This is a genomic window from Streptomyces sp. 8N114 (assembly GCF_052245835.1).
In the GTDB taxonomy this organism is placed as follows: Bacteria; Actinomycetota; Actinomycetes; order Streptomycetales; family Streptomycetaceae; genus Streptomyces.
Genome location: NZ_JBQQBT010000014.1, coordinates 103,308 through 127,283, shown reverse-complemented (window position 1 = coordinate 127,283; position 23,976 = coordinate 103,308). Strand labels below are relative to the sequence as shown.

Sequence of the window (23,976 nt, the reverse complement as noted above, 5' to 3'; positions counted from 1 at the left end):
AATCGGATGCGAGATCCCGAGGCGGCCCAGGGCGTTGCGCAGCTGTTCTATCTCCCGGTCGCCAAGGCGGCGTCGCCGAACTGCTCGCCTGTCACGTATGCGTCCAAGCACAAGCCGAGAATGCCAGCCGTGGTTGGGAACGCGCCCCCGAATCTGGAGAAAGAACGCTGCCGGTGCTGCGCCTCGCCGCCGCCAGTCCGCTGGTAGCAGGCGAGACGTCCCTTGGCCGCAGTCTGACGGCTCACCGATCAGTGGGTGGTACGTACAACGGTCGGACAGTGAGGTGTACCCAACTTACGCTGGCACCAGGTCGCTGAGGGTACTTCGCAGTGAGGCGTTGGTGGTTGGCGCGGCCGTTGCCACCCGGTGCAGGTCATCGCGTGTCATGTAGCGATAGCTCTGCGGCGGGTGGAATGAGCCAGCGGCCCTGAGAGCCTCCAGCCGCACCGGCTCCTCGAAGGTGACCGGGTCTTCCAACGTGAGCCCGCTGGCCTGGGTGGCACCTCTCATGTACGCGTCGTACTCGCGGCGGCTGATGCCGGCACGAGTACGACTGGCCGACCACAATTCGCGTGGCGAGGCGACCTGAACCGAGGCGAGTCGGGCCATGCCCACGATGGCCATCGTGGGAGCGGTGGCGTACAGCAGCACGGGAGTTCCGGGCGGGCTGGCGACGCGCTGGCGGCGTACCTCCACCGTCTTGCTTCCGGTCAGAATCGCGGCTGCGAAGCGGGGGTGGACGGACAGCAGCATCGCGCGCTCCGGAACGTTCACGTCTTTCTTTGCCCCTCTTCGTAGACCGCCTGGAACAGCGCACTGCTGATCTTCGACAGTGACATCAGGGACAACCGTAGACCCAGTGCGTCTGCCATCTCCTTCAATCGCGCGTGCGGCACCGTACTCGGGAAGATCTCGGTGTCCGAGAACCGCAAGGCCATGGTCTTCCCCGAAGCGTCAGCCGCCGCGCGGACCTCACCACGACCATATACGCCCAAGTGTTCGAATCGCGAGTAGAGAGCGTCCGGATCGTCGACGAGCACCTCGTCCAGCCGCGAACAGCCGATCACTATCTTCCCCTGTTGCCTCGCTGTGCCGTCACTGACGTACCAGAGGAGGCGCGCCGGCGTGCTTTCCCCCCGGTGCCCGGGAGACCTGTAGTAGACGTGTTCGCGGCTGATTCCGAGGTCGGCATCGCGGGGGAGAAGCATGGGCGGAACGTTGAAAAGCTCAGCGGCCCACCGGGGTTTGATGGGTACGACGAAAGACGGCAGGTCGGCGTCGATCAGCTTTGCCGGCCACCATGCTCGTTCGGCTACGCTCGCGGCCTCCGCCGAAAGACCGGCACCCAGATTGAGCGCAGGCAGCCCCCATCGTCCTGCGATCCTTCTCGCCGCTGCCGAGACCGCTTCAGCAGTGCCGCACTGGTCGACCAGAAGGGCGGTCAGACCACCGTCGCGCTCGGCGAAGCCATCTGCGCCCGATGCCGCCTTGGCGGCCGGTGAGGGGTGCGGGTCCAGAACGCGGACTGCTTGGGCGCCGTGCTCGCGTCCGAGCCGTTTGAGCATGAACAGAAGCTGGCGGGCCAGAGACTCCTCCAGCGCGTGCGAGGCGGTCCGCAGAAGGCCGACATTCACTGTGTGGCCGTCCAGAGCCCAGACATACAAGGCCACTGGACGCCCCTCTTCGTCCCGTAGCAGCTCCCGGTGCCAGTGGACCGAATCAGTGGCGAAGCTCTTCAACCGCTTTGCAAAGGCGTAACCGTGATCGGCGTCCGCCGCCTGGTCGAAGAAGGCCGCCAACTCGCCTTCACCGCCTGTGGCTACCTGCTCGGCAGAAAACGCGGTACCCATCAAGTCCGCCGGCCGGTAGACCTGGGCCTGCCGAAGCTCATCGACATGGATGGTCACCGTGGCCGGCGACACCACCTTGACCCGGGCGACGTCCCAGGCTAGGTCGGCCGACCTCTCCAGTGTCGGGTCGCGCGTCACCAGAACGTGAAGGCCCGCACAGGAAGTTTCAGCCACGTACCGCAGTCGGCTGCGCAAGCGAGCGTCCAACTGCCCCTCCAGGCAGTTTCCGGCAACAGCGTCTACCAGCTCCCTGTGACGGGCTTCCACGGCCTGCCCATCGGGCGACAGGGACCGCAGACCGGCGAGGCCGGCACTCTGGTGCTGTCGTTCAGTGCGCCTCGTGATGTCACGCACATCGCGGAGAAGCTGTGGAGTGAACGTCAGCTCGATCAGGTCGGCGAGCCATCCGGCTTCAAGAGCCCGCGCCTCCTCCACGCCCCGTCCCTTGCCGACGCCCTGCAAACCGGAGAAAACGCTGTGGTCCACAGCGACCACTAGCAGAGCATCACTAGGGGTGGCGGAAAAGAGGTCTTGGTGCCCCAGGTCGAGGCGCCAGGTGTCCAGCGTCTCCTGGTCATGGCCCCGCCCCAGACCTTCGCCGTGGGGGACGAAGCCCAGACTGGTCCACATACCGCTGAGCCCGTAGTCCCGTCGGCATCGCGCGCGGATCTCCAATCGCTCCGAGTGACGCTCTCGGATCTCGTCGACAAGCAGCCGGGCTATGCCCTTGCCGCGGTGCTCCTCAGCCACACACAAATGAGCCAGCCGCACGTAGAAGTCGCGCTTCGGCAGCCCGAAGAGCGCATAGCCGACGATGTCGTTCCCTTCCAGCGCGACGAGCAGACCACCGTCCTCGGCATATTTCCGGTAGGCCGGCGGCTTGAGGAGTCCCAGCCACTTGGTGTACCTGTTGCCCAATGCAATCGCTGCGTCAAGCAAGGGCGACTGGCCATCTGATACCTGTACAACCTTGATCGCCACCGGCTCCCCCTCCGACTGTGCACTGGCACGCACAGCCGATCACTGCCCCACTGCGCGCTCCCACTACCTCCACCGGCCGACCATTTCCGGTCGTACTCGGCCAGATCAGCTGGATCGCCGAGGCGAGCCGTGGTGAAGCCACAGAGCCACATGGGGTCGACCATCCGCAGGTGCTTCAGCGCTTCGTCGCTCACGTCTGGACCTGTATGGACGGTTTCCTGCTGTCATGCAGCTATTTGCCTTGCCTGTTTCCGATCAAGGCAGTTCGCTGACGATGGCTGTATCGCTACACAGGCCGTTGTGGCAGCGGCCCAGCGGCTTCCATACGAACGTTGCGACCTGACGGTCAGTAGCCCTGCCGAAAGGGCACGCGCCGCGATCTGTCTCAGGGGCACGCGGCGGAATCCGCCGTCCACGCTGGTGGGTTGCCCTTGTGGGCACGGCCGGAGCCTGGCCCGCGCACTCAGGTCCCCGTTCCCCTCTGAGCCGATACGCCTCTCTCTGTCAGTGTTCTCCGGCACGATGAAGTCGAACTGGTAAGCGCCGAGGGGGAGGGGCTTGTGAATCACTGGGTACTGAACGTTGAGTCCAAGTCTGGACATGACATGACGCGGGAGCTGAAGAAATGGGACCCAGTCCTTCGTGTCACCGCGCCTCATACAACTGGGGCAGGGGACTGTGTCCTGATGTGGCGCGGGGGACGAGGCGGCGGGCTCGTCGCGTTCGGAGAAATCATGAGTACCGCTGACTTGACCTCCAACGAACACAACTTGTGGCGTTTCGGTGTGCCAAAGAAGAAGGACAGCAGTGGGACCGAGCCGGCTCCAGTGAGGGCAACTGTCCAGTTCAATCGCCTTATGCTCTCTAGCCCACTCTCGGCTGGTGTGTTGCAAGCAGCTGGGCTCGGCCAGGTGGTCAAACGCGCGCGCACCAAGGAGACAGGGTTCAACTTGGTGGCACTTGACCTTACCAACTGTCAAGAACAAGAGCTGTTCCAACTTGCCGAGCAGGTAGAACCACCGACCGAATGGCCTGCTATGTGGAACATTCCGCCTGGTTCGGTGGTTAAGCGGGCTGAATTTCATGAGGTATACGGCGGCAATCGACTGGTTACGGTCACTTCCAGTGCAAAAACCCCTAACGCATTTCTCTTTCTGAAATCGAATCAAGCTGGTGACTTGGCGCCAGCATGGGACGGCTCTCTCTTGACGGCCCCTGGGTACGGACATTGGCGGGATGAGCCGTCTTTGGAGAATCTGGCAGTGCTTGCCCATCAGCGCCGCGGAGTGCCACTTCGGGTCTTTCTAGCTCAGGGTTCTGAGTGCCTCTACATCGGAGAATTCGCCGTCGAGTCACGACAGCCGATTGAAGGCTCGATTGTCACCGGCGAATGGCAAAATTCATTCGACCCTCGACTAGTACATGAGATCCGGACTCCGATCTTCCGGCTCCGTCAGTTGAACGGAGTGCCACCTGTCGTGCGCGGCGGGGAGGCCTTTAAGGGTGCGCCCCGGATGAACCTCCGCCTCCGTCCGTCCAGTGATCAGCCAGCCGACGCGTTGGTCAGCGGACTCTTGGAAGTGCTAGAACGCCAGCCCGGCATCGCTGCATCGCTCGGGGAGCTTGACGAGGTGCAACTACTCACGGGAATCGTTCAGCGCACCAGACGACAGGCGGATTTGGATGAACTGCGAGCCGCAGTCGAAGAAATGAACACTAAAGAGCAAGGCCTGCAGAAGATCATTGAGCGTATGACTTGGGTTTTCGGGGGTGAATTTATTCCCGGAACTGCTCGTCGTAACCTTACAGCAAGAGACCAGCTCGACTTGGCACTGCTCCGTCCCGACGGGACCCTGCACGGCGTCGAACTGAAGAAGGCCAATGAAAAGCTTGTGGGCGGCCATCGCGGCCACCGCATCCCTAGCTCGAAGGTTCACAAGGCAGTTTGCCAGGCGACGAATTACTTGCGCGAGTTGGATGAAAAGCGCCCCCAAATCCTCGCTGACTGGGGTATTGATTGTCGGCGTGCCTCGATGACTGTTGTGATCGGGCACAAGAGCTTCGTGCCTGCGGACGTTACCGAGAAGGAAGTGCATGAGACGATTCGGACCTATAACTCCGATCACTCCCGAGTGACCGTGACCACCTACGACCAACTGATCGAGAACGCTCAACGGGTTCTCGATCTCACGGCCCCACTTCGTTAGTTAGTGGTGGGTCGGTTGAGCGTGAACGCATCACTATCCCCGTTACCTGCATGGAGGATAGCCCGTCGCGAGCCTGGCAGCCTCGGCACACACCAGGTTCGGCCGGAGCTTCGGCCCTGCAACGGGGACGGGTTCAACGCCGAGCGGATGCTGAGCGCCGGGGAAGGAGCGGGCGCCGATGCACCCGCCAGGCCGACGACGTGCCCACCGGGCCCGCACGGCGACCGCAGGCGCCGGGGCACACGGGAGATCGCTCGCCCGTGCCCCCGGCACGGCCAGGGCCGCACCTATAGCTTGGCCGCAGGGCGGCTTCCCCCCAAACTCCGCGAGCCCTCTACTTCGCACAGTGCCCGCACCGCACCCGGGCAATGCGGTCAGTCCTGCCCTGCGTGGCCTTCAGTGGGCGCTGCTCGCTGATCAGATCCCAGACCCCCTCGTCCGGCCACATGACCCATCCCCATCCTGCTTCAGCATGACTTACCTCGGGATGGTGGTTGCACTTGCCCGGCAAGTGCGCCATGCCGTGGGGCGAGATCAAGATCTTCTCAACCTTGGGGCGGGCCCAATTAGGTACTTCACGGCCACTGTCCAACATCGCGGAGGGAACTTCGCCGCTCTTGCCCAGTGATACATCTGCGCGTTTCTCGTCATCCATGAAACCAATCCTGCCTGGGCTGTCGGCCACCAAGGTGAGTCTTGCGGAATATTCCAAGTTGACTAGAAGTAGCCAGCGCAGATAAGTGCCCGTGCCCCGCGCCGCCACCCTTACCCGTAGATGACTCGTGGCCCCATGGCTGACGTCGCCATCAGCTTCAACTTCTCTCGCTCAGCGAGGACGAAGCAGGCCGCAACCCATCATTGGCGTCGGGATGCGCTCCCGTGAGCGGTGCCCGAGCGGACCTGCCGCGAACTGTACGGAAGGCGTAGCAGCGATCACCTTCTCATCAGTTCTGACTTGGTGCGGACGGATCTCGTGGAGAGGGCCTGGTAGTGCTCAGCGAGAGATCGGGAGGACATTCGGTCGAAGTCGTTATGCCCGGTAGGTTTTCTTCCACCGAGCACGGTGCCGCCTATCGCCTCGTCCCGCACCGTTGACGTTGGTCAGCGACTCCAGTGAAGCGCCTTTGTTCCACATCCCCAGATGGTCGCGGTGGACGGAAAGAATGCCGTGCTCCAGAGCGAATGCCTCGGAGGCGCCGCTGCCGCTTCTTGACGATCTGCGGCTCGAAGGTGCCGGCGGTGTCGCGGGCACCTTCACCTCGACAGCCCCGACGTCGGTCAGCACGGTCTTGGACCGGGTGCCGTTGCGACTGTTGCCGCTGTTGCGGCCGTCCGCGTCGTGCTTCTCGTAGCCGAGGTGGTCGGTGACCTCACCCTCCAGGGCGGACTTCAGCACCCGCTTGGTCAGCTGCTGAAGCAATCCGCTCTCACCGGTCAGCTGCAGAACCTTCCGACCAGGCCCGGTCCACGAGCATCCCGACCAACTGGTCGTCGGTGGCCGCCGACACGGCCTCCGCCGCTGGTTCATCGACCGCTATCCACTCGATGGCGGTGTCGCTCATCTGGCGTCTCCTTGATCATCGGATCCGCCGTTGATTAGACACTCCCCATGCCGGGTGCGCAGTTCGCCACGTTCATCGCCGGCCTGCGCACCGGGCACCTCGGCACCTGAGCACGCAGGCACCACACACGCTGGCCAGTCGAGCAACCCCGGGCGTGCTGGCTGGCCAGCACGCCCGCGGCCCGCGGCTCCGTATCAGGCGGCCACGCGAGCCAGTGGCACAGTGGGCACATGCAGCCGCCTCCCTGGGCGGGGACCGGGGACACCCCGATATCCGCGCCCGACGCCTTCAACATCCCCGTGTTTCTCTACCGCAGCTCCCCGCTGTCTCCGGCGCCACGGCCCTCCCCCGCACAGGTGGCCTCGGCCTACCAGCCCTGGCCCATGGGCGCAGGCGTCCCTGCAGACGGCGCGTATTTGGTCGGGACGACATGGCGTGCCCTCCTCGACGCCACGACCACCGTGGGACGGGACATCGGCCCCTGGATCGCCGCCACCCCTCGTCTCGCACGCTGCGAGATCATGGCACGCCGGTACCCTCTCTCCGCCTACCTCGTCCGTACCGGGCACGAGGTCGTGCCCAGCGTCGTCTACTCCCACGGAACGGAGAGTTCGACTCGCACCGCCTTCGGCTACCACGTCGGCATGACAATGGCCGAGTGGGCCTGCCGGATGATGGGACTCGGTCCCACAACGCATGCCGAGAGCGCGATACCACAGGGTGCGGCGCCCGGTTGGGCCAAGACGTCCAGTCTGCCGGACCTGTTCGGCACGCACCCGGCCACGTCCGAGCTCTGGCTGGTCGAGGCAAAAGGGAGCCGTCGGCTCGGCCTGCGTCCCCGGGCCAAGGGAGCTAAGCAACTGGACGTCGGCGCCATTGTGCTCGTTCCGCACCAGAAGGTGCTGTGCGGCACCAGCTTGGAGCGACGTCTGTTCATGATGATCGATGTCGAGGACACCCCGGCGGTTGGAAACGCCAGTGACACCCCTACGGACAGCCCGGCCGGAGAGACGCTGGAACAGGACGACGAGGCGCTCCTGGAACTCGCTCGATCGCGCATGCTGACGTATCTGGCGCTGGCATCGCTGCCCCGGAACGGGTTGCGCATCACGGCGGTCGGCAGGCCCGAGGAAGGACCAGCAGCAGAGCGAGGGAACCTGGTCCGACCGCTGGAAAGCGACCGCACGACAACCGAGCTGCGCCGCCAAGTCACGCCGGATGCCGAGGCCGAGTCCCAGGCTGAGGCCATCAGACAACAGAACGGCCTGGACATGCTGGCAGGACGGCTGCCGGGAACGGACCTCATGCTCGGAATGTCCCGGCGCCTGTACGGCGCGTGCCGTTCGCTGGCCTACGCCGAGCGCCGCATCGTCGCCCGAGTCCGAGAAGAACGGCCCATGTACCTGGAGGGACCACTCCGCGTAGTTCCGCCCACAGACGGCGTGGTCGCACAGTCGCTCGAACAACAGATGAGTGCGGGCTCTTACGAGAAGAGGGTCACCGAGGTCCAGGAGTACATGCGCGAAGTCCGAGAGGAACAGCGGCACGAGCAACTCCGGGCCGTGCGCGAGGGTTTCACGGCAGGCGACAGCGGTTCCTGGACGAGCCTCATCAGCCTGGCTCCGCGCCTCGCACTCCCCAGAGAGGAGGGCTTTCTGGAGGCAGCGACTACAGACACCTACCTCGCGGTCGAAGAGGAGGCGCTCGACCTGGACACTGAGATCGACTAGCGGCGACCGTCCAAGACGAGTTGGCAGCGGCTGGAAGGAGGCAGCAGTCGTCGAGCTGCCCTCTGGGGGGGCTTGTCCACCGGATCCCTCGACTCGCCCAATGAACAGTGGCCTCAGTTTTGGTCTCATTCGCATACGTCCGGAGCTGTTCAGACAGCCCACTCGCCCCGGCTGTGCCGCAGGTCAGGTCGCGGATGGACACGCGCGAACCCCCGGACGAAGACTTGGAAAGCGTGTTGGGGGCAACCCCTCACGAGTTCGAATCTCGTATCCTCCGCCCAGCCTCACCGGGCTGAACGAAGGCCCCGACCGCTCTGCGGTCGGGGCCTTCGTAGTTGCGTGGTTGCACTTTTGGTTGCCGTCGCCCTCACACGGTGTACGCCTACCTGCTCCATGTGTATCCGATCAAGCTCTCGCAGGGGTTCGACTGGTACGACATGGGCCGGGTTGATCAGCCAGTGAGCCGTGTCGCTCTGACCGTGCTCGCGGCAGGGGGGATGACTCTTCTGTGTACGTCTCCCGTGCGGAAGCTTCTCCGTTCCCTGATGGAGCCGAACAGGTCCTGGTTCTTCTGGAGTGGCCAGGGCGCAAGAGGCGGGACAGAGGCCGAGCTGTCGAGACGGGGCCGCTCGACGCACTGATCGAGCACTGCACCTACAGGACAGTGGCGATGGCAGCACGGGACACTCGTCGGCGACTCGGTGCCCCGGTGATCAAATCCGGCGGCGGAACCTCCATCAAGATCCGTAGGGGCCTGGGCCGGCAGGCTGCGCCGCGCCGCGCAAGGGCTTCCTCCCCAAGCTCACCGCCCCCGCGACATCGACCTCGACGCCTCTGCCGTACCCCTTCGCCGCAGTTAGCGTGAAGACGGTGCGTAAGCGGCCTGGCCGGTTCGCCGTCGGCCAGGATCAGGCCGTGCCGAAGCCCACCCCCGGAATCCATGCAGCAGCACCTGTGCCAGCGCCTCAACACCCACGCCCAGGCACGCCGGCCGCAACCGGGCCAGGTTCCGTCGACGTCCGCCTCCGCGCCCGATTCGCCTACGTTGGCAGCCGAACTGAAGGGCGGGGAGGAACTCTCCTTGTGCCGCCTGTGCTTCACCGGCGTCCTGCACACCTGGAGCTTCGCCCTTTACCTCGCAAGCCGGGGCGGTTCCCAGGGCAACTTCCTCCCCCACAGGCCTGCCCTCCGGTCAGTCCCGAAGACTGCCTCGACTGCGCCGGCGGCCTCTACCTCCACACCCCACATCTGAACAACCGCAGTACCCCTCCACGAACTAACGCGATGCCCTCGGACGCTTGTTGATCGGTGCGTTCATGGGGCTGCTGAGGGCCGTGCGGGGACGGTGCACCGACTTGTGTGACTGTTCCTTGACATCGGGATGTTGGGCAGTTTCGACATGTTTCTTCCCTACGCTGGGATATTCCGCGTCTGGTGGACACGGGGCGAGGTTGGCGCCGTCTGATCGACTGCGACTGGAGGCAGGCATGGCCCCTTCGACGATGCGCTCGACGGGCAGGGGGCTGCGGGCGATGGTCTTCACCGGGGAGAACGACCTGTGGAACCGTAAGCCGGTGTACAGCGAGATCGTTCGCCGGGCCCGCAAGGCAGGGCTGGCGGGGGCAAGCGTGTTCCGGGGGATGGAGGGTTTCGGGGCCTCCTCACTGATCCACACCTCCCGGCTGCTGTCGCTGTGCGACGACCTGCCCGTCGCGGTGGTGATCGTCGATGAGGAAAGCCGCGTCCGGGCGCTCCTGCCGGAGTTGAGTGAGGTGGTGGGCGACGGCCTGATCGTCCTCGATGAGGTCGAGGTGATGCGCTCGGCCGACGAGGGCCGCACAGGATGAACGGCTGAACCGTCTGCTGGTCATCGCCGGGGTCGGTGCGGTCCTCAACGGGATCTTCAGCTACGGGACTTCAACGCCCCCCGGATATCAATCCCGGACTGGCAGCTCCTCCGGGGTCGTTGTCCCGCCATCGCCCTTCGCCGGTGCGTGCGGCCGATCCTCTGAGACGAACCCGGGGTCCCTTGCCAGCGCCCGGGTCAGCCACGCGCCGGCCAGTTGCGAGGTGAGGATGGACAGCAGCACGAGAGCGACGAAGAATTGGCCGTTGATGATCCCGGCGCCGTAGGTCACCGACGCCAGGATGATTCCGGGGCCGCCGCGGGCGTTCATCGCCACCGCGAAGTGGGTCGACCACGACGGGCTCTTGCCGGCCAGGAGTGCGCCCGCCCAGACGCTGCCGAACTTGACCACGCAGGCCAGGACGAACAGCCAGCCGAAGAAGAGCGGATCCAGGTCATGCACAAGGTCGAGACGGAAGCCGACGAGTGCGAAGTAGATCGGCACGAAGAAGGCCAGCGAGAATCCCCGCACCGCGCTCAGCCCGGGTGAATCGGTCTCCTTGCCTTCCGCTTGTTCGGCCATGGCGATGCCCGCCATGAGCGCGCCGAAGATCGGATCGATCCCCAGGCCGATGCAGCACAGGCAGAGGGCGAACAGGAACACCATCCGGAAGGCCGCCGGACTGCGCCGCTCCAGCACACCCAGGGGGCCCGAGACGAGCCAACGGAACGCCGACCGCCCTCCGGCAAGACAGACAGCGAAGAACAGCAGCGACGCAGCCGCGTAGTAGGCCACGTCCCAGCCAATCGAATCGAGAGAGAACAGGGCGTGCAGGCCGAAGGAGGTGTCCGCCTGGACATGGGCGAGGCCGAGGATCACTGCCAGGACGACGTAGAGGAGAACATCCTCGACGACGGCGACCGTGAGCACCGTCCGGGCGAAGAGGCTGCCCATGATGCCGAGGTCCATCATGATCCGGGAGATCACCGGGATGCTGGTCACCGCGATGGCCAGGCTCAGGACCAGGGAGATGTTCAGGGCGGATCCGTGCGGGCCTGCCAGCTCGCCGGGGTCCACCAGCCGGGCGATGGCCAGTCCCGCAGCGAACGGGATCACCAGGCCGGTGACGGTGGTGAACAGGACGGTCCCGCGCTCGGCGCCCAGACCGCCCTGGCGCATCTCCAGCCCGGCCAGGAAGACCATCAGGATCGTACCGAGCTGGTAGACCGCGCCCAGCACATGGGCGGTCGGACTGGCAGACGGCGCCAGCCAGCCGCTCACCGACGGGGCGACAAGGCCCAGGGCGCTGCCTCCGAGCAGCAGTCCCCCCACGATCTCGCCGATCACCGGAGGCTGGCGCAACCGTGCGAAGACGAATCCGCCGAGGTGCGCCGCCACCAGGAAGACCGTCAGCACGATCAGGATCCGGGACAGCTCGGCGACCGACAGGGACATGAGCTCGCCTCCCCTTCATCGATGACACGAACTGTTCGGGTACCGAAGGTGCGGGACGACCGCTCCAACAAGCGAGATACATAGCCCTAAAAGGCGCATACCATGCAATCGAATCCATGTCTGCAACTATCAGGATTCTTCCGGGGGCAGGCCATGCGACGGCCGCTACCCGTGCGGTGGCAGCCGCCTGCCGGTGCCGACGGCATCGGTCAAGGCTTGCAGCGCGGGCAGGATGCCTTGCCCGGCCATGCTCGCCACCAGCGGAGCAGCGTGCTCGACCGTCAGTCGCGAGTCGCGAGTCGCCCTATGGGGCCACCGCACGGTCAGGCGAGCAGGCGGAAAGGCAAAGAGCTTCCTCCGTCGTCGCATTTTGCAGCGCCGCGTAACAGACATCGGCGAACGGCTGGTTGCGCATGCGGTACACCTTGCGGCGCATGTTTCGAGGTCATGAGGTCATGAGGTCATGAGGTCATGAGGTCATGAGGTCAACCGTGCCTTGGCACGCTTGTTGAAGGCCAGGCCGGCGAGCGTCTCCTAGATCAGCCGGTGGGCGTTGTTGACCGTCAGGTCGGCGTGGTCGTACGGACTGGAGACCTCTCGGTGACGTCGAGTGCCACCACGTTGGTCTCCAGGGCGATCCGGCGGACGGCTCGTAGCAGATCGGCCGGAGCGCGACCCAGGCTCAGGTGTCCCTGTCCCCGGGGCGAACCCGGGGTCGAGCACTGAGGTCTATCGATCGTCGTGACTGAGCGGTTGTCGTGACCCGAAGGTCGCGGTGTCCTCGAAAACGGCTTCGAGCTGTGTCGACTCGACGATCTCGGCCAGTCGAGCGGCCGAATCCGGGTGAACCAGAGAGGCGAGCACCTGAGGAAAGTCCTGCGGAGTGGCGTCCACCTCGAAGATCGAGATGATCTGCCGTTCGTCGGTGATGCTGTGGCTGATGCTGACCCCCGAGGGGTAGGAGTGCCTGGTTACGCCAGGGGGAAGCCAGGCTTGGATGAACTCCTCATCAGTGACGCCGGGCTTCAAGGTGCGGACGAACACGGCGCGCAGCATGCGTTCTCCTCTGGTCGGCTGAGGGCCGGGCAGGCGCCCTGCCAGGTGATGCACAGTATGTGTCAACGGTGTTCGTTCGTGAGTGTTGAAGCGTCACGTAACTCAGCGCCGCACCATGTGTGACGGTTGCCGCAATTCGCCGCCCTCAGCTCGTACGGCACCCGGCACCCTCGCTCGGATGTTCCTGGACCGCCCTACCCGTGGTTCGGGGCGGAAGGCTCAGTGGTGGCCATGGCCGCCGCTCCCTGCCCTGCCCGGCCTTCCCGGCTTCTCGCCGGGCTCGACCACTACGAACTGGCCCATCAGCCCCTGGTCTTCGTGGTACAGGATGTGGCAGTGGTACATGTACGGCATGGTGCGGTCGCTGTGGTCGCGGAAGCGCATGGCGAGGCGGAAGGGGACGCCGGGACGGGTGTGGACGGTGTCCTTCCAGCCCGCGAGTTCAGGGGGAGGCGGTTTCCCGTCGACGGAGAGCACCTGGAACTGGACGTCGTGCACATGGAAGTTGTGTGGTGTGCCGTCGGTGGCGGTGACCTCCCAGACCTCGGTGGCGCCCAGGTCCACCGCGAAGTCGGTGCGGCGCATGTCCATGCTCTTGCCGTTGATGGTGAAGCCAGTCAGGTCGAACTTCCGGTCCACGGCCGCGGTCCTGGTGGCCAGCGCCGGAGCGGCGGCGAGTTCGTCCGGCAGCCGGGGTGAGGGTTGCAGCGCGCGGGCGGCGCGGAGTTCGAGGATGCCCAGGGCGTCGTCGCCGCCGGCGAAGCGGCGGTCCCAGACGTTCAGGCCGAGGTCCGGGGGGAAGCTGCGCAGCACGGTCCGCTCGCCGGGGCGCAACCTCACCACGATCTCGGCGCGTTCGGCGGGTGAGAGCTGGATACGGGTGGTCCTGTGCGGGGCCGGCAGCAGTCCGCCGTCGGTGCCGATGAGCGCGAAGGGCCGGTCGTCGTCGAAGCCGAAGCGGTAGATCCGGGCGTTGGAGGCGTTGAGCAGCCGCAGCCGGAGGCGTTCCGTGGTGACCGGGTGGTACGGGCCGGTGGTTCCGTTGACGCAGATCACGTCGCCGAGGAGGCCGACCTCGCTCATCCGGGGGTGGCTCTCGTCGAGCTGGTTGGCGTCGTCGAAGCGCTTGTCCTGCACGATGACGGGGATGTCGTCGACGCCGTAGCGGCTGGGCAGAGCGCGGTCGCCCGGGCCGGTGGGCTCCGTCTTCGGCTCGTCCAGGATGAACATGCCGGCCAGCCCGCGGTACACATGCCGGGCGGTCGCTCCGTGGGGGTGCGGGTGGTACCAGAGGGTGGCGGCGGGCTGGTCGATGGTCCAGGCCGGTGACCAGGTCTCGCCCGGCTTCACCGGCTGGTGCGGGCCGCCGTCCATGCGCGCGGGCAGGTGCATGCCGTGCCAGTGCAGGCTCGTGGTCTCGCGCAGCTCGTTCCGTACGTTCACGCGCACCGTCTCGCCGCGGGCGGCCCGGAGCGTGGGCCCGAGGTAGGGACCGTTGATGCCCCAGGTGGCGGTTCGGCGGCCGGGGCGCAGCCGGTGCTTGCCCGGCGCAGCGCGGAGTTCGAACACTTTGCGGCCCTCGGCGTCGCGGCGTGCGGGTGCCAGGGGCGGAATGACCAGGCGCCGGTTGAACTCGACGCGGCCGACGGTGTCGATGTCGGCGGCCGACCACCACCATCCGAAGGTGCCGCCCGTGCCGACCGCGGCGGCGCCCACGCCGCCCAGTCCGGCCTTCAGCAGCGTACGGCGCTTCACCGGCGGCCCTCCCTGGTGGCGATCGCGTCGGCGTGTGCGGGGGCCGGCGTCCGGTGCGTGGGCATGTGGAGACTCCTGTGGGCAGTGTGGGCAGGGGGTTTTGGTGAGGTGCGGTGGGTTCTCACAGGTCGAGGGCGATGCGCCGGCCGCGTGCCCGGGAGACGCAGGGGTAGATGACGTCGCGGCGGTCGCGCTCGTGCTCGTGCAGCACGCTGTCGCGGTGCTCGGGGGTGCCGCCGACCACGCGCGTCTCGCAGCTTCCGCAGACGCCGTCCGCGCAGGAGAAGTCCAGTGTGGGCTCGACCTCCCGGATCGCCTCCAGCAGGCTGTGGCCGGGCTCGACCCGTACCACCTCGCCGCTGCGGGTCAGTTCGGCGTCGAAGGGCTCGTCTGCCTCCGGTGCGGGCCGGTCGGCGGCGGCGAAGCGCTCCGTGTACAGCCGCCCGTGGGGGCAGGCCGTCCGCATGACGGCCGAGACCGCGTCGAGCATCGGCGCGGGCCCGCAGCAGTAGACCGCCACGCCCTGCGGTGCGGCGCTCAGGAGTTCTTCGAGGGCGGGACGCCGGTCGGTGTCCGAGGCGGTCACCCCGACCCGGCCCGGGTACCGGCGGAGCAGGTCGTCGGCGAACGCCATGGCCGGGCGCGTACGGCCCCGGTAGAGCAGCTTCCAGTCGGCACCCTCGGCGTCCAGCCGCCGGATCATCGGGAGGAACGGGGTGATGCCGATCCCGCCCGCGAGAAACACATACGCCGGGGCCGCGACCAGCGGGAAGTTGTTCCGGGGGCCACGGATCGCTGCGGTGGCACCGGGGCGGAGCGCGTGCGCCTCGACGGAGCCGCCGCGGCCGTCGGGCTCCCGCAGCACAGCGATCCGGTAGGCGGCCACGGCTCCCTCGTCACCGCGCCCGTCCTGCCCGCTGCCGAAGAGGGAGTACTGGCGCACCTTTCCGGACGGCAGGACCAGGTCGACATGTGCCCCCGGCTGCCACGGGGGCAGCGCGCGACCGTCCGTGCGCCGCAGCTCCAGCGAGACGACGCCGTCGGCGAGATGCTCCACTCCGCTCACGGTCACCGGGGTCTCCGGGGCGGGCGTCCGCCGCGCGGCCGACGGGCTCTGGGCCGCGGCTCGCACCCCGTCGCGTACGCCGTAGCGGCGTGCCCCTTCGCTGCCGTGCCCCCAGCGGGTCCTGCCGCCGGGCTTGACGACGGAGAGGATGACCGCGCCCCACAGCAGCGCGGTGAACGTGGCCAGGCAGATTGCCAGGGCGAGGCCGGTGCCGCCGGGCTCGGCGGCGGGGTCCTTCGTCAGCGCCTGAAGACTCCTGATCCACTTGCTCTCGAGCAGGGCCGCGAACGTCGGCAGGCTCAGCGCGATGACGAACTTGAGCAGCACCCACCAGTGCCTGACCAGGCCCCACGGCGTCCCGAGCGAGAGGACCAGGCCGGAGAGCACGGCCACCGCCATGCTGGGGATCACGAGGGTGAGATCGAAAAGGTGCATCAGCTCGTAGGCACCGTGCCGGACGGCATGGGTGTCGGCGGTGAGACCGGCCACGGCCAGGACCGTCATCGCCGTGGACAGGCCCAGCCAGCTCACGGCGACGCCGATGTGCACCGTCAGCCAGGTCTTGCGGGCCCTGCGCCCCAGCCGTGGGAAGCGCGGCTTCAGCAGCACGACGAACACCGCGGACAGCACCATCCCCGCCAGCGGCTCGAAGTTGCCGAAACTGAACAGGAACTGCAGCGGGATGAACAGGAGATGGAAGCCGATGAGCGTCCTGCGGGCACGCGCCGCGCGCGCCGAGCGCCCCAGGGCCACCGCGCAGACGGTCACCAACGGCGCGGCCAGGAGATAGCCCACCACGCCTGCCGACTGGATGACCGGGAAGACGCCGTCCTCGCGCAGGCTCAGCACCAGCGCCGTGCCGACGCAGAAGAGGGCGAAGAGGAGCTGTCCGTTCCGCACGAGGCCGGATCGCCGGGGTGCGGGGGAAGGCCGGGAGCCCCGCGCCCCGGCCCCGGCCCCGGGCCGGGAACGAGGCATGCGGACGGGAGTGGATGTCGTAGGCATGCTGCCAGCGTCGTGAGCGCGAGGCCGCCGCGCGTCCGCCGATCACCGCACGCCGCGTCAGCGGAAAGACGCACGCCCGCGGCGGCCCCGTACAACTATCGATGGACGCTCCCCCGCCACGGCGTGGCTAGCCTCAGCTCATGAGTTGGTCCCAGCGCTGTGCGGCCGTACGGGAGCGCGTCCGACCTGTCGCCGACGTGGCGGTGGCACTCGCCCTCGCGGTGACCACCGCTTCGCGGGACGGCCGGTCCGCCAACTTCGCCTACCTCGATCCGCCCCCTTCGCTCTGGCTGGCCGTTCCGCTGGGGCTACTGACCGGCGCGGCGGCTTGGCAGCGGCGCCGCCGCCCGGAGCTGTTCCTGCTGTGCGCCCTGGTCTCCTTCGTGGCGCTGGCGTCATGGGTGGTGGTGATGGTCGCGCAGTACACCCTGGCGGAGCGCACCACTTCCTGGCGGAAGGTCGCGCCGACCACGCTGCTCGCCCTGGTAGTGGTCGCCATGCCGGTCTGGCGGCTGGGCGGCCCCGACGCCTCCGCGCCGATCAGCCTGGGGATCTGTCTGCTGCCGACACTGCTCGGACTGTACGTCGGCGCCCACCGCGCGCTCCTGGCCGAACTGCGCGAGCGCGCCGAACGCGCCGAACGGGAACAGCGCCAGCGGGTGCTGCAGGCACGCAGCGACGAACGCGCCCAGATCGCCCGGGACATGCACGATGTGGTCACCCACCGGGTCTCGCTGATCGTGCTGCACGCCACCGCGCTCGAAGCCGCCAAGGGCGAGACCGCCCTCACCCTCGGCCGCCAGATCGGCACCATCGGACGCGAAGCCCTGAGCGAACTCCGCTCCCTGGTCGAAGTGCTGCGCGCCGATACGGACGTACCGCTGGCCCCCCAGCCCGGCCTGGCCGAACTCGAGGACCTGGTCGCCGAGTCCCGCCGCACCGGAATGCCCGTCACCCTGACGATGACCGACGGGGACGGGGACGGCGACTTGGACGGGGATGGGAACGGCGACGGGACGCCTGAACTGCCTGCCCTGGTCCAACATGCCGTCTACCGCGTCGTCCAGGAAGCGCTGACCAATGTGCGCAAGCACGCCGGTGACGCCGAGACCCACATCGAGGTCCGGAACACCCCTCAGATGCTGCGGCTGTCGGTGACCAACCGGCGCGGCACGACGGGCAGGGCCCCCGGCTTGCCGGGCGGAGGACACGGCCTGCTCGGCATCGCCGAACGCATCCGCCTCCTCGGCGGCGAGTTGACATCCCGGCCCACACGGGACGGCGGCTTCGAAATCCTCGCGGAGGTCCCGCTGGACGAGCCCCCGCGCGGCGCAGACCACCGCGACGGAGCCCACCGTGCCAAGACCTCCCCGACAACGGAAACGGCCCGATGAGCGAGAAGATCAGCGTCCTGATCGTGGACGACGAATGGATGGTGCGCTCCATGCTGCGCACCATCCTGGAATCCGCACCGGACATCACCGTGGCCGGTGAAGCGTCCGACGGCAACACCGCGGTGAGCATGGCCGCGACCCTCCGGCCGGACGTCGTCCTGATGGACATCCGGATGCCCCGGGCCGACGGCCTGACGGCCACCGAACGGCTCGCCCGCTCGGCCCACCCGCCGCACGTCGTCGTCCTCACCACCTTCGACCTGGACGACTACGTACGGACCGCGCTGCATCACGGCGCGGTCGGGTTCCTGCTCAAGGACGCCACGGCACACGACATGACCGCCGCGGTGCGCAGCGCGGCCCGCGGAGACGCCATGCTCTCCCCCAAGGTGACACGCAGGCTGCTGCGGCACTTCACCGAGGACGACGAGGGACGACGCGGAACGCAGACCGAGCAGCGGGCGGCCGAAGCCCGGCAGCGCCTCCAAGCCCTCACGGCCAAGGAGCGCGAGGTGCTCGCCGCCTTGGGCAAGGGCCTGTCCAACACCGACATCGCCGCAGCGCTGCGCATGAGCGAGGCCACCGCGAAGACCCACATCAGCCGGATCCTCACCAAACTCTCCGCCACCAACAGGGTCCAGGCCGCCATCCTCGCCCACCACGCCGGCCTCCTCGACTGATGGCTACGCGTCAGGTCCAGAAGGTCCAGGAAGTGCAGAAGGCCCAGAAAGCCCGGAAGGTCCAGAAGGCCCGGAGGTGGCGCCGACAGGTGCGGGGAGGCTGAACATGCTCAGGAAACGCCCGGCTGCCCCGACGTCGCCCTCGACCTCGACGTCTCCCGCAGCGGATGCCTTGCCGAGGTCGTACCCCTGGTACACCACGCGCGCGAGGAGGGTCGGCGGTCCGGTGACGACGGCGTCCGGCTGCTCCTGCGAGCCCCGCTCGACCAGGAGTGTCCCGTCCTCCAGAACCACGCGGGCGACCTCCTCGCCCACGTGCAGCTCGTACTTTCCGCGCGCACCTCCGGCACGGCCCTGGTCGAAGTTCGTGCGCAGAGACAGCAGGAAGGAGGTGGCGCTCAGATGGGCGGTGGCGTCGTGGTCGGGGGAGCGGATGGCCCAGCGGCCCAGTGCTCGGAGCAGCGGTTCGAGTTCGTATCCCCAGTCGGTGAGTTCGTAGACCGTCGCGCTGGTGGGCGGCGGGAGTCGGCGCTTGCGCAGGACGCCGGACGCCTCCAGCTCGCTAAGGCGCTGGGCGAGCACATTTGTTCCGATCCCGGGCAGGTCCGCGCGCAGTCGCCCGTATCTCTTCGGGCCGAGGAGCAGCTCGCGCACCACCAGCAGCGCCCAGCGCTCGCCGACCAGATCGAGCCCGTGGGCGATCCCACAGGCGTCGTGGTAGCTCCGCTTCTTTGCCATGGCAGCAGTCTACGGCACAGGACTTCTACTTTGAAACTTGCTACTTGCTTTTTAGAAGTAGCACCTCTACGTTGATCACAGTCGGGCAGGAGCCGACCCCGCTCCGGCGACGGAGACAGCACGCGGCACGAGACACCCAGGACACTCACTCAGGAGACTTCGAGATGCGCACTCTGATCAGCACTGCCTTCGTTTCGCTCGACGGCGTCGTGGAGGCCCCGGGCGGCGAGCCCGGCTACCGCAACTCCGGCTGGACCTTCAAGGAGGTCGAGTTCGACGAGGCGGCCTACGAGATCAAGGGCCGGGAACAGAAGGAAGCCACCGCGATGCTGCTGGGCCGGGTCAGCTACGAGGCGTTCAGCCCTGTCTGGCCGGACATGGCGGAGTTCGCCGACTACAAGCCGATGCCGAAGTACGTCGTCTCCTCCACCCTGTCCGAGGACGCCCTGGTCGACAACTGGGGCGAGAACACCATCCTGCGCACGCTCGACGACGTGGCCGCGCTGAAGGAGACCGAGGGCGGCCCGATCATCATGCACGGCAGCGCCACCCTCAACCGGAACCTCTCCGACGCCGGCCTCATCGACCGCTACCACCTGCTCGTCTTCCCGCTGCTGCTCGGCGCGGGCAAGCGGCTGTTCAGTGCCACGGACAAGGACGCCCAGAAGCTGAAGCTCGTCGAGCACGAGGCGTACGCGAACGGCATGCAGCTGAACATCTTCGACGTCGTCCGCTGAACAGCTGAACAGGAGTGAGGCCCCGGCTGGGCAGGCTTCCGGCCGGGGTCCCACCAGGGGCGACCGGGACGACCGGGGGTGCGGTGGGCATGGGGGGCGCTGCGGCGGGACGCTGGAGGGGGTACCCGGAGGTCGGTGGGGTTGCCGGCGAGCGCCCGGCTCCGGTCGGGGCGGGGCGCGGTCGGGGCCATGACCAGCAGGGGGGTCATACCTGGAGGCAGAGTGGAGGGACACGTTCCGGAGGGTTTGGCGGTCGTCGTCGACGCCGGTGGGGCGATCCTGGTGTGGAGCGCCGGAGCCCAGCAGCTGCTCGGATACGAATCCGCCGAGGCCGTGGGCCGGGCCGCCACCGACCTGCTCGCCGCCGACCTGCCGGATGCCACCCAGCGTTACCTTGCAGAGGGGCACCGGTGGGCCAGTGAGGTGGCGCTTCGGCACCAGGACGGATCTCGTGTCGTGGTGCGGCTCCAGGGAACGCCGCTGGCGGACGCGGGCGGCAAGCGGCTCTGGCTGGTGACCGGTGCCGCACCGGCGAGCGTGGCGGGGCGGCCCGAGCCGGGGGCGGTGGCCCTGTGGGACCGCACACTCACGCAGCTCCCCGTGCCGGTGGCGGTCTACGACCGCGAGGCCCGGCTGGTGGCCTGCAACGAGGTCATGACCCAGGTGATGGGCAGGGGCGAGGAGGAGATGAAGGGCCTGACCCTGTGGGAGATCGAGCCGAGGCCGCCCTTCGACGAGTACGACCGCCTTCAGCGGCAGGTCCTGCGCACTGGCGAAATGGTGTTCCTCGATGAGTACAACCGAGGTCCTGCTGAGATCCGGGAACATGCCTGGTCGATGTTCATTACGCCCTTGAAGGACGAGGCCGGCACCGTTCAGGGGTTGTCCGCGGTCGTCTTCGACACCACGGAGCAGTACTGGGCCCGCCGCCGCCTCGCGGTCCTCAACGACGCCAGCCTCCGCATCGGCAGCAGCCTGGACGTGACCCGAACGGCCGAGGAACTGGCCGAGGTCGCCGTGACCGGGTTCGCGGACTTCGTCACCGTGGACCTGCTGGAGCCCGTCGTGCTGGGTGACGAGCCGGAACCGGTACCGCTCGACGAGCCGGTCACCGTGCGTCGCACGGCCCAGCAGTCCGTGCTGGAGGGCTGCCCGGAGTCGGCGGTCGCCTCCGGCGACACGACGTTCTACCCGGTGGGGACGACGCCGATGCGGACGCTGGTCGCCGGCCGGGGAACCCGGCACAAGCCGGAAGATCCGGGGCTGAGGGAGTGGCTCAGATCCTCCCCGGCCCGCGCCGAGTCCGTGGCCAAGTACATGATCCACTCGGGGATGATGGTGCCTCTGCGAGCCCGGGGAGTCACCATGGGCCTGGTGCACTTCCTGCGGCACCGGACGGCGGAGTCCTTCAGCGATGACGACCTGCTGCTCGCCGAGGAGATCGTTGCCAGGGCCGCGGTGAGCGTGGACAACGCCCGCCGTTACACCCGTGAACGCCGCACGGCGCTGGCGCTCCAGCGCAGCCTCCTACCCGAGCGGCCGACGCGCCTGGCGGCGACGGAGGTGGCCTACCGCTATCTGCCGACCAGCTCCGGTGCGGACATCGGCGGGGACTGGTTCGACGTGATCCCGCTGTCCGGCGCCCGGGTCGCCCTGGCCGTGGGCGACGTGGTGGGACACGGCATTCACGCCTCGGCCACGATGGGCCGGCTGCGGACCGCCGTACGGACCCTCGCGGATGTCGACCTCGCCCCCGACGAGCTGCTCACGCAACTGGACGACCTCGTCATCAAGCTCGACCGGGAGGAAGGCCCCGAGGTGCGCAGGCAGGCGGAGGCGGCGTCGGGGGAGGTGGGGGCCACCTGCGTGTACGCCGTGTACGACCCGGTGTCCCGCCGCTGCACCATGGCGCGCGCCGGACATCCGCCGCCCGCCCTGGTCACGCCCGACGGCGTCGTACGGCTGCTCGACCTGCCGGCCGGGCCGCCGCTCGGTCTCGGCGGCCTGCCGTTCGAGGTGGCCGAGATGGAGCTGGAAGAGGGCAGCCTGCTGGCCTTCTACACCGACGGCCTGGTCGAGGCCGCCGACCACGACGTCGAGACCGGGCTCGCCCTGCTGCGCCAGGCGTTGAGCAGCCCGGCCGACACCCTGGAGGAAACCTGTGACCAGGTGCTGAGCACGGTGCTGAGGGGCCGTCCCGCCGACGACATCGTGCTGATGCTGGCCCGGACATCCGCGCTCGACACCGGAAATGTACGCACCTGGGAGCTGGAGCAGCACCCTTCGGCCGTGGCCCAGGCCCGCAAGATGGCTGCCGAACAGTTGGCCGCCTGGGCGCTGACGGAGGCGGCGTTCGCCACCGAACTGATCGTCAGCGAGCTGGTCACCAACGCCCTCCGGTACGGCACAGCCCCCGTCACACTGCGGCTGATCCGCGACTCGACCCTCATCTGCGAGGTGTCCGATGGCAGCAGCACCGCGCCGCATCTGCGCCGGGCCCGCGTCTTCGACGAGGGCGGGCGCGGGCTGCTGCTCGTCGCCCAGCTCTCCGAGTGCTGGGGCAGCCGCCAGACTCCCACCGGCAAGACCATCTGGGCCGAACAGCCGCTGCACGCCGAACCATCCGCCGGCCCACCCTGACGGCACTCGGCTGCTCCGCGAGCCGCGGGACGGCGTTGAGCGTCTGCCGCCACCGGGGATCAGAGCGTCCAGCCGATGACCGGAGCGAGCGACCGGGCGAACGCGGAACGTGGCGTCATGCGCATGAATGCGTTGCGCGCCGGGGTGAGCGCCGGGCCGGATCGATGCGCCATCGCCCCGATCCGGCGTGAGCGGCGGGCAATCATCTGGGTCCGCGGTCGGCGAGCACGGTCGTAGGCCGCCAGCCCTTCGGCCACGGTGACCTGCTCCATCGCCCTCGCCAGCACGACCGCGTCCTCCAGTGCCTGGCACGCGCCTTGTCCGAGGTCGGGCGTCATCGCGTGTGCGGCGTCGCCGACCAGCGCGACCTTGCCGCTGACGTACGTGTGCAGGTCCGGCAGCTGACAGGTGTCGTGGTACAGGGCACTGTCCTCGTCCGCGTCGTCGAGAAGCGCCGGTATCGGGTCGTGCCAGTCCGACAGGCGCCGACGCAGTTCGGGGAGGCGGCCACGAACGCCTTCCGCCGCGGTGACCATGACGTAGCAATAGACCCGTCCGTCCGGCAGCGGCGCGTAGCCGACACGCACCCCTCGGCCCCAGGTTTCGACGCTGCCTTCGAAAGCTCTGGGCTTGACGATGAGGCGCCAGGTGCCGTAGCCGGCATAGCGGGGCCCGGATGCGTCAGGCCACACCGACCGACGTGTGATGCTGTGCAATCCGTCCGCGCCCACGACGAGGTCTGCCGCGGAGCTGCCCTCGGTGTGTGTGACGGTGCCGTCGCCGCGCACCTCTCGTACCTCGATACCGGGCCGGAGCGCCTCGGGAGGCAGCGCGGTCCGCAGCTGGGCGAGCAGTTCGGCGCGCGGCAGCATGACCCACCGGCCATAGCGGCGTTCCAGTTCGTCCGTGTCGTTACGGACGAGCCACTTCCCGCTCGCGGCCCTGATCCCGCGGGGCGGGCCTGCCAAGGCGCCGGCCCGGATGGGCGTACCGAGCCCCAGCGCGTCCAGTGCGCGCAGGGCGTTGGGCTGAATCGCCAGGCCCGCGCCGACCTCGGTGAACCGAGGGGCCCGCTCCAGGACTTCGATGCGCCAGCCGCGCTGGTGCAGCGCCAGCGCGGCTGCGAGCCCGCCGATACCGCCACCGATCACGACCGCTTTCCGGGCGTGCGACGTCCGAGCCATCTCTCTCCCTTCCCTTATGGCCTCTAAGTAAATCTAGAAGCCGTAAGGAAACATAGATGCTCTAGGGTGTCAAACCTGCCGAGCGACGG

16 protein-coding genes and 1 pseudogene are annotated in these 23,976 nt (G+C 67.8%); 7 read left to right on the top strand and 10 right to left on the bottom strand.

Annotated elements, in window-relative coordinates; translation table 11 throughout:
* Positions 1-294: 294 nt before the first annotated feature.
* Both ACTWQF_RS25370 and ACTWQF_RS25365 read right to left on the bottom strand, forming a co-directional pair.
* Positions 295-774 carry a hypothetical protein gene (locus ACTWQF_RS25370; RefSeq protein WP_443281961.1) on the bottom strand — a complete coding sequence of 160 codons (480 nt, stop codon included), beginning with the start codon at positions 772-774 and terminating at the stop codon, positions 295-297.
* Positions 771-2,831, bottom strand: coding sequence for a GNAT family N-acetyltransferase (locus ACTWQF_RS25365; RefSeq protein WP_443281960.1), 2,061 nt, complete (start codon positions 2,829-2,831; stop codon positions 771-773). The genes ACTWQF_RS25370 and ACTWQF_RS25365 overlap by 4 nt, the downstream gene beginning before the upstream one ends.
* Before the next feature lie 734 nt (positions 2,832-3,565).
* Here ACTWQF_RS25365 and ACTWQF_RS25360 point away from each other — a divergent pair.
* A complete protein-coding gene (locus ACTWQF_RS25360) occupies positions 3,566-5,038 on the top strand; it encodes a Shedu anti-phage system protein SduA domain-containing protein (RefSeq protein WP_443281959.1) in 1,473 nt (490 codons plus the stop codon).
* Positions 5,039-5,372: 334 nt separating this feature from the next.
* Here the strand turns inward: ACTWQF_RS25360 and ACTWQF_RS25355 are convergent, their stop codons facing one another.
* Positions 5,373-5,693, bottom strand: a complete 321-nt coding sequence (locus tag ACTWQF_RS25355) for a hypothetical protein (protein ID WP_443281958.1) — start codon at positions 5,691-5,693, stop codon at positions 5,373-5,375.
* Positions 5,694-6,219: 526 nt separating this feature from the next.
* A pseudogene (locus tag ACTWQF_RS25350) lies at positions 6,220-6,513 on the bottom strand (transposase); the annotation flags it as partial.
* A 317-nt stretch (positions 6,514-6,830) separates the two neighbouring features.
* Between ACTWQF_RS25350 and ACTWQF_RS25345 the strand changes: the two are divergent.
* Positions 6,831-8,330, top strand: coding sequence for a hypothetical protein (locus ACTWQF_RS25345; protein ID WP_443281957.1), 1,500 nt, complete (start codon positions 6,831-6,833; stop codon positions 8,328-8,330).
* Positions 8,331-9,817: 1,487 nt separating this feature from the next.
* On the top strand, positions 9,818-10,177 hold the full coding sequence (locus ACTWQF_RS25340; RefSeq protein ID WP_443281956.1) for a DUF190 domain-containing protein: 360 nt from the start codon (positions 9,818-9,820) through the stop codon (positions 10,175-10,177).
* An 87-nt stretch (positions 10,178-10,264) separates the two neighbouring features.
* On the opposite strand, the gene ACTWQF_RS25335 is transcribed toward ACTWQF_RS25340, so the two are convergent.
* The 4 genes from ACTWQF_RS25335 to ACTWQF_RS25320 form a co-directional block, all read right to left on the bottom strand.
* On the bottom strand, positions 10,265-11,632 hold the full coding sequence (locus tag ACTWQF_RS25335) for a cation:proton antiporter (protein ID WP_443281955.1): 1,368 nt from the start codon (positions 11,630-11,632) through the stop codon (positions 10,265-10,267).
* Between the two features lie 729 nt (positions 11,633-12,361).
* Entirely contained in the window at positions 12,362-12,688 is a 327-nt protein-coding gene (locus ACTWQF_RS25330) for a hypothetical protein (protein ID WP_443281954.1), read from the bottom strand.
* Between the two features lie 219 nt (positions 12,689-12,907).
* Positions 12,908-14,443: a multicopper oxidase family protein gene (locus ACTWQF_RS25325; protein ID WP_443281953.1), complete on the bottom strand. Its 1,536-nt coding sequence runs from the start codon at positions 14,441-14,443 to the stop codon at positions 12,908-12,910.
* A 121-nt stretch (positions 14,444-14,564) separates the two neighbouring features.
* Entirely contained in the window at positions 14,565-16,409 is a 1,845-nt protein-coding gene (locus tag ACTWQF_RS25320; protein WP_443281952.1) for a 2Fe-2S iron-sulfur cluster-binding protein, read from the bottom strand.
* A 245-nt stretch (positions 16,410-16,654) separates the two neighbouring features.
* Here ACTWQF_RS25320 and ACTWQF_RS25315 point away from each other — a divergent pair, with 245 nt between their 5' ends.
* Both ACTWQF_RS25315 and ACTWQF_RS25310 read left to right on the top strand, forming a co-directional pair.
* Positions 16,655-17,908 (top strand): sensor histidine kinase, encoded by a 1,254-nt coding sequence (locus tag ACTWQF_RS25315; RefSeq protein ID WP_443281951.1) that lies wholly within the window; start codon positions 16,655-16,657, stop codon positions 17,906-17,908.
* Positions 17,905-18,588: a response regulator gene (locus tag ACTWQF_RS25310; protein ID WP_443281950.1), complete on the top strand. Its 684-nt coding sequence runs from the start codon at positions 17,905-17,907 to the stop codon at positions 18,586-18,588. Before ACTWQF_RS25315 ends, ACTWQF_RS25310 begins: the two co-directional genes overlap by 4 nt.
* A gap of 3 nt (positions 18,589-18,591) precedes the next feature.
* Here ACTWQF_RS25310 and ACTWQF_RS25305 read toward each other — a convergent pair whose 3' ends face one another.
* On the bottom strand, positions 18,592-19,326 hold the full coding sequence (locus ACTWQF_RS25305) for a winged helix-turn-helix transcriptional regulator (protein WP_443281949.1): 735 nt from the start codon (positions 19,324-19,326) through the stop codon (positions 18,592-18,594).
* Positions 19,327-19,490: 164 nt separating this feature from the next.
* Here ACTWQF_RS25305 and ACTWQF_RS25300 point away from each other — a divergent pair, with 164 nt between their 5' ends.
* Positions 19,491-20,063, top strand: coding sequence for a dihydrofolate reductase family protein (locus ACTWQF_RS25300; protein ID WP_443281948.1), 573 nt, complete (start codon positions 19,491-19,493; stop codon positions 20,061-20,063).
* Positions 20,064-20,252: 189 nt separating this feature from the next.
* Positions 20,253-22,703, top strand: a complete 2,451-nt coding sequence (locus tag ACTWQF_RS25295; RefSeq protein WP_443281947.1) for a SpoIIE family protein phosphatase — start codon at positions 20,253-20,255, stop codon at positions 22,701-22,703.
* Between the two features lie 59 nt (positions 22,704-22,762).
* On the opposite strand, the gene ACTWQF_RS25290 is transcribed toward ACTWQF_RS25295, so the two are convergent.
* Positions 22,763-23,887 carry an FAD-dependent monooxygenase gene (locus tag ACTWQF_RS25290; protein WP_443281946.1) on the bottom strand — a complete coding sequence of 375 codons (1,125 nt, stop codon included), beginning with the start codon at positions 23,885-23,887 and terminating at the stop codon, positions 22,763-22,765.
* Positions 23,888-23,976: the final 89 nt, after the last annotated feature.